General features: G+C 37.6%; 12 protein-coding genes. 3 read left to right on the top strand and 9 right to left on the bottom strand.

Going from position 1 to position 12,455, the window contains the following annotated elements; translation table 11 throughout:
- Window positions 1-33 precede the first annotated feature (33 nt).
- Both rimO and ACORJQ_RS06940 read right to left on the bottom strand, forming a co-directional pair.
- Window positions 34-1,407, bottom strand: a complete 1,374-nt coding sequence (gene rimO / locus ACORJQ_RS06945) for a 30S ribosomal protein S12 methylthiotransferase RimO (RefSeq protein WP_321323147.1) — start codon at window positions 1,405-1,407, stop codon at window positions 34-36.
- Window positions 1,408-1,488: 81 nt separating this feature from the next.
- Window positions 1,489-1,713, bottom strand: a complete 225-nt coding sequence (locus tag ACORJQ_RS06940) for a hypothetical protein (RefSeq protein WP_321323145.1) — start codon at window positions 1,711-1,713, stop codon at window positions 1,489-1,491.
- 235 nt (window positions 1,714-1,948) lie between these two features.
- On the opposite strand from ACORJQ_RS06940, the gene ACORJQ_RS06935 reads away from it, so the two are divergent.
- Window positions 1,949-3,001, top strand: coding sequence for a carbohydrate porin (locus ACORJQ_RS06935; protein ID WP_321323144.1), 1,053 nt, complete (start codon window positions 1,949-1,951; stop codon window positions 2,999-3,001).
- A gap of 118 nt (window positions 3,002-3,119) precedes the next feature.
- On the opposite strand, the gene ACORJQ_RS06930 is transcribed toward ACORJQ_RS06935, so the two are convergent.
- Window positions 3,120-3,542, bottom strand: a complete 423-nt coding sequence (locus ACORJQ_RS06930) for a CopD family protein (RefSeq protein ID WP_321323142.1) — start codon at window positions 3,540-3,542, stop codon at window positions 3,120-3,122.
- Window positions 3,543-3,976: 434 nt separating this feature from the next.
- Between ACORJQ_RS06930 and ACORJQ_RS06925 the strand changes: the two genes are divergently transcribed.
- Window positions 3,977-4,456: an FKBP-type peptidyl-prolyl cis-trans isomerase gene (locus tag ACORJQ_RS06925; protein WP_321323140.1), complete on the top strand. Its 480-nt coding sequence runs from the start codon at window positions 3,977-3,979 to the stop codon at window positions 4,454-4,456.
- A gap of 106 nt (window positions 4,457-4,562) precedes the next feature.
- On the opposite strand, the gene ACORJQ_RS06920 is transcribed toward ACORJQ_RS06925, so the two are convergent.
- Complete coding sequence (locus tag ACORJQ_RS06920; protein ID WP_321323138.1) at window positions 4,563-4,775, bottom strand: hypothetical protein; 213 nt, start codon at window positions 4,773-4,775, stop codon at window positions 4,563-4,565.
- A gap of 189 nt (window positions 4,776-4,964) precedes the next feature.
- Here ACORJQ_RS06920 and apbC point away from each other — a divergent pair, with 189 nt between their 5' ends.
- Complete coding sequence (apbC, locus tag ACORJQ_RS06915) at window positions 4,965-6,053, top strand: iron-sulfur cluster carrier protein ApbC (protein ID WP_321323136.1); 1,089 nt, start codon at window positions 4,965-4,967, stop codon at window positions 6,051-6,053.
- A 211-nt stretch (window positions 6,054-6,264) separates the two neighbouring features.
- Here apbC and hybE read toward each other — a convergent pair whose 3' ends face one another.
- From hybE to ACORJQ_RS06890, 5 genes are all read right to left on the bottom strand, one after another.
- Window positions 6,265-6,921 (bottom strand): [NiFe]-hydrogenase assembly chaperone HybE, encoded by a 657-nt coding sequence (hybE, locus tag ACORJQ_RS06910; RefSeq protein WP_321323135.1) that lies wholly within the window; start codon window positions 6,919-6,921, stop codon window positions 6,265-6,267.
- Window positions 6,921-7,436 (bottom strand): TorD/DmsD family molecular chaperone, encoded by a 516-nt coding sequence (locus ACORJQ_RS06905; protein WP_321323133.1) that lies wholly within the window; start codon window positions 7,434-7,436, stop codon window positions 6,921-6,923. Before ACORJQ_RS06905 ends, hybE begins: the two co-directional genes overlap by 1 nt.
- Before the next feature lie 225 nt (window positions 7,437-7,661).
- Window positions 7,662-8,591, bottom strand: coding sequence for an NrfD/PsrC family molybdoenzyme membrane anchor subunit (gene nrfD, locus ACORJQ_RS06900; protein ID WP_321323131.1), 930 nt, complete (start codon window positions 8,589-8,591; stop codon window positions 7,662-7,664).
- A 3-nt stretch (window positions 8,592-8,594) separates the two neighbouring features.
- A complete protein-coding gene (locus ACORJQ_RS06895; protein WP_321323129.1) occupies window positions 8,595-9,425 on the bottom strand; it encodes a 4Fe-4S dicluster domain-containing protein in 831 nt (276 codons plus the stop codon).
- Window positions 9,426-9,437: 12 nt separating this feature from the next.
- Window positions 9,438-12,242 (bottom strand): molybdopterin-dependent oxidoreductase, encoded by a 2,805-nt coding sequence (locus tag ACORJQ_RS06890; RefSeq protein WP_321323127.1) that lies wholly within the window; start codon window positions 12,240-12,242, stop codon window positions 9,438-9,440.
- Window positions 12,243-12,455 lie beyond the last annotated feature (213 nt).

The following is a 12,455-nucleotide window of genomic DNA, read 5'->3' as shown; positions in this document are numbered from 1 at the left end:
CTAAGCTAAATCTAACAAGCTTAATTAGAGTTCTCATCCAAGTTCAATATATGAACTCTCTTGCGCTACAAACTCATCTACTGGTTTTGCCCACAAATCATATTCATCGGCACCAATAATTTCTACCGTGACAAATTCACCCGGCTGTAAGTGAAAAGCATCATCAATAAAGACCATTCCATCAATTTCAGGAGCATCAGCCATTGAACGGGCTACCGCACCTTTATCATCAATTTCATCTACCAATACTTTCATGACCTTGCCAACTTTAGCCTGCATTTTTTCAGCACTAATACGTTGCTGTAATTGCATAAAACGGTCATAACGCTCTTGTTTAATCTCATCTGGTACTTGCTCAGCAATGTCATTCGCCACCGCTCCTGTCACTGGAGAATATTGAAAACAACCAACTCTATCTAATTGGGCTTCTTCTAAAAAGTCTAAAAGATCCTGAAACTCTTCTTCCGTTTCACCAGGGAAGCCAACAATAAAAGTAGAACGAATTGTTAAATCTGGCACAGCTTCACGCCATTTTTTAATACGTTCAAGAGTTTTCTCAACATTACCAGGGCGTTTCATCGCTTTTAAAACACGAGGATTTGCATGCTGTAATGGCATATCTAAATAAGGTAGGATTTTGCCTTCTGCCATCAGAGGAATCACTTCCTCAACATTTGGATAAGGATAAACATAATGTAAACGAATCCAAAACTCATCCACGCCACCCATTTCACCTAAGGCTTCAGATAACCCGACCATAGAAGTTTTGGTTGGACGTCCTTCTGCAAATTCTGTTTTGTATTTTACGTCTACACCATAAGCGGCTGTATCTTGAGAAACCACTAATAACTCTTTAACACCAGCTTCTTTTAAACGTTTGGCTTCATTAATGACATCGGCCACAGGACGGCTCACTAAATCACCTCGCATTGAAGGAATAATGCAAAAAGTACAGCGATGATTACAACCTTCGGAGATTTTTAAATAAGCAAAATGTTTTGGCGTTAATTTAATACCTTGAGCTGGTACTAAATCAATAAATGGATTATGTGCAGGCGGTGCAATAACGTCATGTACTGCAGACAATACCTCTTCATAAGCTGCAGGGCCAGAAACCGCTAAAACCTTAGGATGTACTTCGGTAATTTCATCTGCTCTAGCGCCTAAACACCCTGTCACAATGACCTTGCCATTTTCTTGTAACGCTTCGCCAATCGTATCTAAGGACTCTTGCACCGCACTATCTATAAAACCACAGGTATTTACAATCACTGTATCAGCATCTTGATAGCTATTGGTAAGCTGATAACCTTCAGTTCTTAACTGAGTCAATATACGTTCGCTATCAACCGTTGCTTTTGGGCAACCTAAACTAATAACGCCAACTGTAGGTTGTGATTTAGACATAACACCATTCTCTTAATTTTTTGAATGGGCGTATTTTAACTGATTTACCCAAATTAAGAAAAAATTGATTCGAGATATAGTCTATTGCAAAGAAAAATCAATATCTTTTAAAACAAAACGCACTGCTGGAGAATAACAAGTATCTCTGTGTTCACAACTTTGGCAAGCTTTGGGCACACTCATTTTTAAACAAAGCTTTTTTAACTCATTACGGGTTTCAATATCTAAACTCATGATATCGCAAGGCCTTAAAACTCCCGAAACAAGAAGTTGCTCTACCAATTCAAGACTTAACTGAATTTTCATAATTAACTCCTATTTAATACCGCTAAACAAATAAAAATAATTCTCATTTGTAATTGACAAAATAGTAGCGGATTCTTTACCATATGTAAATAAGAATCATTATTACCATTAAGTAGAAATTAATATGCTTTGTGCTGGCAGCCCACCTTTTTTCTTAAATACATGTAACTTAAAGTCAAAGTTAACCATCTTATTAAAATCAGCTATAGCCGCTTTAAGCGCCTTAGCTTCGCCAATGGTTTATAGCTTTCAACCAACAAGTATTGAAGGTGGCATTAACGTTATTCAACAATACGCTAATCAAGCTGTACTCAAAGCTAACACAACGGTTTCAGCTGATTTAACCCTCTTACAACCCACACAAAATGGTGCGTTTACATTACATATAGAGGCCTCAAGTACACCAAGCAAAAATGGCATTTCTACGCTTATTCAAGATAGTAACGCTGATGCGGGTTCGTCTTTAAATAATAAAGAGCAAGGACGTATTCAGGTGTCAGAGCTTAATTATAGACACGACATTAATAGTCAATTAAACATTACATTAGGCTTAGTTGACGCAACCTCTTTTCTTGATGGCAGTGAAATTATGAATGATGAAAACCATAATTTCATTAGTGCATCTTTGGTAAATAATCCTGTAATTGACTTTCCTGACTATGTACTCGGTAGTGCAATTGATTGGCAAATAACTCAAGAGATTTCTACTCGACTTTTTGTATCATCAACCCACGGTATTGCAGACAACAATAGTCGTAACTATGCAAGTTTGTTTGAAATGAATGAAGATAATAAAGGCTTATTTAGTGCTATTGAATTTCAATATAAAAGCGATAATTTTTTTATAAATACGGGGGCATGGCTACATAATGGTAAACATGAGGCTTTAGATAACTATCAAAATCTTATCCAAAAAAATAATTTATCTAACTACGGGGGCTATTTAACCAGTGGTTATCTCTATAAGGATCATCAGCTAGAAGCTCGTTTTGGTATTGCTAATCCAGAAGTCTCTTCAGCAGCTCAATTTTTCTCAATCGCCTATCAGTTAAATACAGTAAACGGAAATATTGGCATTGGTTACACTGAAACCCTATTTTCTGAGCGTTTACCAATTGCTCAACAACCTGCACAAACAGTTGAAACTTATTGGAATGTGCCCATTAATCAAAACTGGCACATTACGCCTTCATTACAATGGTTTAAACATCCTGTTTATGATGCAGAAAATATACAAATTGACTCTTCGGTATTTACAGCAAATGTTCGCCTAAGGTATGAGTTTTAAGTGAATGTAGTACTTAATTTATTTAACTTTTATGTAACCTTATGTAACAGCAAAAAACAAAAAAGCCGTTTTACCAGGCCTGGTAAAACGGCTTTTTATTAAGATGGTTGCTAATTTATTAAAAAGGCTTAACCACCACCAAAATAAGAATAATGGTTACTAAAACCAATGGAATTTCATTTGCCCAACGATAATACACACCGCTGTGATCTAAATGCCCTTCTTGCATCTCTTTCATACGCTTTTTAGTCCACATATGATAAGCCAACATTAACAGTACAAAGACAATTTTGGCATGCAACCAACCCATGCCCTGAGCTATAGGAAAATACGCCAACCATAGCCAAATACCCGTTCCAATAGCTAACATCATCATAATCGTCATAAAACCATACAATTTTTTGGCCATAATAGCTAAACGTGTAACGTCTTGTCCGGCTTCTTTACCCTCAACAAAATGTACAAAAATTCTAGGCAGATAAAAAATCCCAGCCATCCAAGACATCATAAATAAAATATGAAACGTTTTTAACCACAACATAGTGTGAACTCCAAATTAAGTGAAAATTGATTGGCTTATAGAGGCCTTTCCACGAGTAAGGTACGAATTAAAAATGTGAAAGAATTTCGCAGATTTCAACCATTTTTAAACGTAGATGCACTCGTGCAAAGGTCTTTATAATACCTGTTTTAAATCAAAAGTGGTTATTAAGCTTTTGGTTATAACGGCACATCTCAAGTAAATAGCCATCTTTACTTCTAATATCTACCATTTAAGAGACTGTTAAGACATTTTTGCTAAAAAAATGAGCAAACTTCAAGGAATAAATACGTCTAAAACATGTACAAATGAAAATGAAACGTTATCATATCTCTCACATATTTTATTCAATTGAATATCTTTTCTACTAAGCTCAAAAAGCTCAAACAGAGTAATGAGTTTATTCAAAAACCTCAAAAATTAGGACAATCGCAATGAGCATTCAAAAAGATAAAGTGGCATTAATCGAATACACGCTTACAAACCAACATGGCGAGCAAATTGATGCCTCAAACGGTAACCCATTGGCTTATTTGCATGGTCATAACAATTTAATTCCTGGTCTAGAATCTGAACTTGAAGGTAAAGCAGTGGGTGATAAATTCAAAACAACCATTGCCCCAGATCAAGCTTATGGTGAACGTGTTGATGCATTAGTTCAAACCGTTCCAAGCTCAATGTTTCAGGGTGTTGATGAACTAGAAATTGGAATGCGTTTTGAAGCACAATCTGAACAAGGAATGCACTCTGTAGAAATCACTCACATTGAAGACGATCAAGTCACTGTTGATGGTAATCACCCTTTAGCTGGTGAAGCCTTAACTTTTGAAGTTGAGGTTGTTGGCTTACGTGATTCTACACCTGAAGAAATTGAGCATGGTCACGCTCATGGTGATGGTGGTCACCAGCACTAAAAGAAACGTTAATTTTTTTAACGCTCTTTAATAAAAAAGCCCCAAATGAATTGGGGCTTTTTTTTACTTAAAATTTATACTGTCTTTACAAAATACTATCTAATCATTACTTAAACGAATATGAATCATAATCAATTCCGTAAACTTTAGGGCATTGACTATCAAACGCCCAACTCAGATTTTGATTCTTATAGGTTTCTACTAACATTACCGTATCTGTTTTTCCAATTTTTTCATTGCTATCAAAAGCCCAAGTATCTGCTAAAACAGCACCTGGAAAAGATAACGCTACTGCTACTAATATCATTATTTTTTTCATTTTTTTCACCTTTATTAAATTTTTCAATATCCATATTAATATTTATTAATACGTAAAGCAACTCATACGTGTAATTTTTTTACATTAATTACTTTGCTTTATTGGTAAACATCAAAATCCTTTATTTTCAATATTCTATAAGCCTTGTACAATCACCTTTTACTTTTACGTTATTGGAATAGACAGATTATGGATAATCACACTCTTGAAATAGTTGGCTCAATTAATGAACCTTACCTTGGAAAAACTCTACAGGAACTTGACGCAGTCACTATTGACAAGAATACAATTCAAATAGCGCTACCCTATCCAGCTAAAGGCAATGAACAAGTATTAACTCAAACAATTCAAGAAGCCTTAATGAACAAAGAGCCTCTCAATATCTCTTATTCATATCAAATCAAACCATCTCAGCGTATCCCTAAAGAACAACCAGCCCTGGTAAATGTTAAAAACATTATTGCGGTTTCTTCAGCAAAGGGAGGTGTTGGTAAATCAACCGTAACCGCAAACCTGGCATTGGCTTTAGAAGCAGAAGGTGCAAAGGTAGGGGTTTTGGATGCGGACTTATATGGCCCAAGCCAGGCAAAAATGTTTGGTATTGATAATGAGAGGCCAGAAATTAACGGCGATAAAATCAAACCTATTGAAGCTCATGGAATACAAATAGCAACGATTGCCAATCATATTACTCGTGAGGACACCCCTCTCATTTGGCGAGGTGCACAACTAGACTCTGCACTTAAAACCTTACTGTTTAGCACTGAGTGGCCAGAACTGGATTATTTAGTGATTGATATGCCTCCTGGCACAGGGGACGTGCAATTAACGATTGCACAACAAATTCCTGTTTCAGGTGCCGTGGTTGTTTCTACTCCGCAAGAGATTGCGTTATTGGATGCAAAAAAAGGCCTAAAGATGTTTCACCAAGTTGAAGTGCCTGTATTAGGTGTTGTTGAAAACATGAATATGTTTATTTGCCCAAAATGTGGTCATGAAGAACACATTTTTGGTCACGACGGTGCCCAATTAATGTCATTACAATATATGGTGAATTTTTTAGGTTCATTACCTTTAGATAAACGCATTCAAGAAGAAACCGACAATGGCAATCCAACGGTTGCCGCTGAACCAGAATCAAAAATAGCATTAAGCTTTAGAGAAATTGCTCGCAAAGTAGCATCTGCTCTATATATTCAAGATTCTCAAGCACCGATTGTACCGCAAACTGAAGAGCAGTTAAAAACCGCTAAACAAACGATAAAATGGAATATTTAATAGCTTTTAACATCTATTTAAAAACTGCTTATTAACTATTGATTAACTATTTAAGACTTACTTAATTCCCGTATTTTTACAATAAAATAACAGCCCAACTCAAAACAAAAACGCCCTGACATTGATGTATGCAGGGCGCTATTTTGAGCTATTTTGAATTAAACTTTGTTTTGAATTTAGCTATATAAATAAAACATAATTTAAATTGAATTTAAATCCATTTAGACAAAAAGCCCCTGCGATCTAATACTTCGTTTTCATCAATAGTTGATGATTGCTTTTCAGAAGACTTCATTGCGGCTTCTTTATCCAGTTCTGTTTTAGCTAATGCTTCTCGTTCTATCTTTTCATAGTGTGCTTTTCTAAAAGCAATCACTTCTGACCAAGCATCAAACGCACTTTCATTATTGGCGTATTTGTCCATGATTTGCACCAATGGTTGCAATAAATAATGCCCTAGTTGAGGGTGATAATTTAAGTTCGCTTTTTGACTAGAACCGCCAATAACAAAACTTTTTAACGGCCCTATCACAACATAGTCTTGATTAGCTCGCTGTTGGGCTAACCATTCAGCTTCAATACTTATTTCTGGCTGCTGTAAAACGGGAATATAAATATTACATAACATCCAAGGTGTTAATAAGAATCCTGTTACCCACCCATCCACAAACTTAAGCCCGCGTAACTCAACATTCAAATTATGATTAACACCCATCCACTCTTCTTCAAAGTTTTTGTGATAAGTATTTTCAAATACATCAATAATGAAGTCATGCGCCTCTTGCAAGGTTTTAGCTTCAATTAACTGCCAATCAGAATTACCAGGCCTGGTAATTTCATTGATTGTATCTTCCGTTGAATTGCTCATTATTTCATCTCAAATAACGCTTCTAAACGTTTAGCATAATCTTTATAAAAAACTAAATCTGCATGAATACGAACGGCTTTAGCAAATTTAGGAACCCAGCTGTGTAGGTGCTCTAAAATTTCTACTAAAAAGACTTGTTGTTCGCTGTAATTTTCTAAGACAAAGGCTAAAAATTCTAACTCCGAACCCAAATAATCTGCTGGCAAATCAGCATCAGGTTTATATTGCACTTTGTCATACAAAGCCTTGATTTTATGAGTGGTGTCGCCAATCATACGCCCTTCTGTCCACACTGATTCAAACGGGGCACATTCTGTTTTTGGGTGTCCAGAAACAAATAGTCGAGTATGCTCCATCTGCCATCTTTCTAAAGGAGTCGATTCAATCTCTTTTACCGACTCTTCAGATAACCACTTTAACTGTGGAGCAAGCTCTTGAATCGCTTCCATTGATTCTTCACACGGCTCACCAAGCAGACCTGAGAGAACAACAAGCTCTTGTATTTTTTCTGACATAAACATTCCTTGTTATAGATTTATATCTTGGCTGATCATCAGCACTTTTTTTATTTTTTGTTGAATATTTTGTATTCAAAACACTCACCAAAAAATTGGTAAATAAATTGGAAGAGAGCTTTGACCGAGTAAATAAAACAAAAGCACTCAAATTTGAGTGCTTTTTTACTTAAAATTGCTTTGAATACTCTAGCTTACTCTAGCTTACTCTAGCTAATCTAAGACTTATTTAGGATAAGGCAATTCCCAAATTCCAGCCAATAACATGTAGTGGCGTAGAATATAGCCCCCCATTAATACTAATACCGCTGAAATAATAACAATGAAACCATTACTTGGAATTTTGCGTGTCACCATTGCCAAGTTAATAATAAATGGCACAATTAAACCTGCTACAAAAAAACCATAAGTCCAAATTGGATCACCCCAAAGTAATGCATGTGATGCCTGGCCATTTAAGCTACCGTTTAAAAGGTAGAAAAAGAACCCTGCAACAATAATGATTTCTGAACCAATTAACCAGGTATCGATTAATTCAAAACGGTGACGTAATTCATGGTCATCGGCACGCACAATCACATACTGAATAATTAATAAGGTTGCTAATGCGGTTGAAACTGCAGAAACCGTAAACAACACAGGAATACCAGGATTATGCCACAACTCGACTGCCGGGAATGACTGTAACAACATACCAGTATAAACCGCAGTAAATACAGACATAAACACCGTACCCCATGCCATAAGACCAGCGTACTTAGTACCAAACCATTTAAAGAACTTTAACAGCTGACACCAACCCAAAAATTTTGGCGTAGGAATGTGTGGCAAGGTATAAACAAGCCCCCAAATCATACCAAAAATAATGGACCAAGTACCCCAAGCAATCCAGGCGTCTGGCTTGTTAAATACACCTAATAAAACATGCCATACTGCAAGGTGATCTAATAAGTGATAAAACAGCATTGCTGAACCAATCGATAACATAACAAAACCCGTTAAGTTACCCCAAATCATCAGTAAGGTATTATCCTGACCAAACATTTTTAAACGGTGAACTAAAGTAGAAATAGCCATAACCATCGCACCCATACCACCTAAAAAGAGGTAAACCGCAACTAGCCAGTTCCATTGCTCTTGACCAAAATAGAACATACTTTACGCCTCCACTCTTAATAAGTCTGTAATTTGAGCATCACCAGTTACATTTGCAAATGGGCTATTAGCATCAAACGTTGCGTGCTCTTGAACATGTGCAGCGTGACCATGCTCAGCACCCTCTTTACGCTCAAAGGTTGTGCCGTTTTCACCACCCATTGGATGCAAACCAGCTTCCGAGTTTTGACCATTAAAAGTCTCACGCTCATAATGAATAGTCTGTTTTTTAACGGGAATGTAATACACATTAGGCTTGGTGCCTAAATGTGCCATTAGAGGTTCGGCAATACCCGAATTAATAATTTGCGTAACTGGATCGTTTGGATTATCTAAATCCGCAAACTGACGCGAATTACCTACACAAGTCTCAACACACGCTGGTAAGCGATTGTCTTCAACTCGGTCACGGCAAAAATTACACTTATCAACACCTGGGCGAGTCTTTTTAAGTGACTCTTCACCAAATACCGCTTTTTTCTCAGTGTTGTCATCGTAATCTAATGCGTAACGAGCATCGTATGGACAAGCCAAGGTACAAGCCTGACACCCCATACACATATCATCATCTACATCCACAATCCCGTTATCCATTTTGTAAGTTGCCCCTGTTGGGCAAACCGTTACACATGGTGGGTTATCGCAGTGATTACATAAACGAGGAAAGAAAACACGTGCGGCATCCGCATCAGTTTTACCCTTAGAAATATCATGTACCTTAGTACGCCATTTATCTGACCAAAACGGAGTTTGGTTTTCAACCGCACAAGCTGCCATACAAGCGTTACAGCCTGTACAGGTGTTTAGGTCAATTAACATTGCATAATGAGCCATCCGTGACCTCCTTTAAACTTTTTCGACTTTGATAGTGAATTCTTGCGAACGGAAACCAGCTACAACAGGATCTACTTTGTAACCGATGATTTTATTAATCGCACTACCAAAATTCACGGCACGACTTAAGGCTGCGTTCTCTGTACCAAATGACGAGTACATAAACACAGATTCTGGTTGAACTTGATTGGTAACGTAAGCTTTGCCATCAACATTCAAACTTTCATCTTCAAGATTTGTTAACTTAATTGAATCACCCGTTTTAATGCCTAAATTTTCAGCACGTGTAGGGTTAATCCAAATACCGGTGTAAATATCTTCTTTAAAAATATTGATTGCAGACAGCACGGGGTTATTAGCATTGGTAGAACCATGAGAAACCGTTGGTGATTTACCATAGGTAAAGTAAAACTCACCTTCACCCAGCATACGATCTTGATTGACTTTTTCACCCAAAATTCCTGATGGGAAGTGTGTTGCCAGCACACCAAAGTTTGGAGCACGTGTTGTGCTGTTACCACGAATCATTTCAAATAATCCAGAGTAAAACTCTAAACGGCCTGACTTAGTGGGTACCGGCATTTTTTGTGGCATGGCCGATTCTTCAAGAAGCTCATCCATGGTTTTAATGTAATAAACACCTTTTTCTCGTAGAACTTTTTCAAAGTTTTCTGGTGTTTCACCCACTTCGTGAGCGGCAAGTTCCATACTGACACGACGATAAGCTGCCGCAATTGGATCAGGAGTACCTTTAGCTTGTTCTTCTGCTACATATTTTTTGGCTTTATCCGCTGGCAAACCTGCTAAGTTATCAATCGTATGGTAGTAAGCTTCTACTCCCTCTTTACCAGAGATAATTTCTGTCATTTTGAACATCACATCGGTGACTTCATGGGTATCGTAAATTGGATCAATTGCCTTAAAGCGTGTGGTTAACCCTAAATCTTGGTTAACACCGTTACCATAAATACCTGGTTCATCACGCTCTAAGTAAGTTGAGTTCGGCAAAATAACGTCTGCATAAGCAGTAGTATCAGATGGTAAAACATCCATACAAACCACACACTCAACGTTGTCATGATTTAGCATGTCTTTCCAGTAAGAATCTGGGAAGTAATGATGCACAGGGTTGGCACCATTAATAAAAAACGCCTTGGTTAAATACTGTTCGCCTTTGTACTCCACTTCACCACGAACTGACTCAAACAAGCCTGTATCAGCCATTACAGGCAAAGAAACCCATGGTTTGCCTGCCGCTTTTTGTTGCTCTGCAAAGGCATAAGCCCAAGCTGGCTTACCATGATTAAAGTTTTTAGGGTTACTGAATACATCAACCACCATCTCTGCAAACGGCATACCACCCGTTGTTGCTAATGGATGCATTTGCTGTACACCTTTTTTACGTGCTTCATTGGTAGTGTGTACTTTATGACGAACTTCAGCAGCGTTTATCCAACCACCCTTGCTATCAATACCACCAATTAAGGTTTGTAACATGGCTTGAGTACGGCGTAACATCTGTACATTGTTATAGCGAGCCCCCATCCAGCCTGGATCAATAATCGCAGGTTTAATGTGAGAGTATTCATATGCAATACGTACGATATCCTCCGCAGGAATAGTAGTCGTTTTAGAAGCAAACTCGGGGGTAATATGCTTAATTTCATCAAGCTGTGCTTCAAATACGGTCTGTACTGGATTGCCATTGACCTTAAGTCCTTCTGGCAATTTTAATGATGGGATAACGCGTTTGCCGTTAATATCAAACTCATTCGCATTATCATGTGCTTTAACTTGCTGAACTGAAGCGGTTATTTCATCGTAAATAGAAAAGTTACCATTTGCATCACGAAAAATCTGCCACTCACCTTCCGCATCTTTTTCAATCAAGAACGGTAAATTAGTGTGTTTAATGCAAAAATCTTTGTCGTAATAATCTTTAGACATGATTTCATTCATTAACGCCATGGTAAAGTCTAAATCCGTACCTGGACGAATTCGTACCCACTCATCTGCTTTAGCAGCGGTTTCTGATAGACGTGGATCAAGCACAACAACCTTAGCACCGCGCTGAATCCCTTCTGCGGCACGCACTACACGAGCAGTTGATACGGCTCCCATTGAACCATTATTAGCGATATACATAATGTAACGAGCATTATCAAAGTCAGGTAGGATTTCATCATGAATATTAAAGTTACCTGTAACCGCATCGGTTCCAAGGTGCCCCGTTGTTACACAGTGTTGCATTGGTGAAGCAACAATATTTGGAATTTGGTTGGCCATTGAGAAAGCCACGGCCCAGTTCATATAGAACACGCAGTTAGTCCAACCACCCACAGTAGTCCATTCCCAAGGTTTTACATTTTGAGTATGTTTTGCAATATAGTCGTAAGCTTCATCCCAACTCGCTTTTCTAAAAGCCATCTCACCACGTTTAGAACCTTCAACACGAATCATGGGTGTTTTAAGACGGTCTGTATCGTAAGTTTGAAATAAACCTGATTGGCCACGAGCACAAGCTCTTCCGCGGTTTAATGTTGAGTGAGGATTACCCTCTAATTTCACAATACGACTGTTTTCACCATCCGTTAAGGTACGAATTTCGATATTGCATAATGAAGAGCAAAAATTACAAATTGTGTAATCTATCTTCTCTTTCATCTCTTTACGTTTGCTATCAGCAAACATTAAATCATCCCATGATGGAAGATGAGCAGATGCCAGTTTAGAACTAGCTAAAGCTCCAATTGCTGTTGTTGCAGCAGCACCTTGGATAAAAGTTCGTCGTGTGAGTTTTGGAAATGACCATGCCATAAAACTGTTCCCTGTTTTTGACTAAAATTGCTTTTGAACATCGCAAAGTATAGGCATGCTGTAGGTACAAGAAAAATCACTTATATTAATAAGGGAAAATAAGTTTTATGAATAAATAAACCTAGTAAATACGTGGGATTTAAGCCGCAAAGCTTATTAAGTCGGTAGTTTGACGTTTTTTTATGGACATAAAAAAACCCAAGAAGAGTCCTT

Source organism: Thiomicrorhabdus sp., assembly GCF_963662555.1.
GTDB lineage: Bacteria > Pseudomonadota > Gammaproteobacteria > Thiomicrospirales > Thiomicrospiraceae > Thiomicrorhabdus.
This window is presented reverse-complemented; position numbering and strand designations above follow the sequence as displayed.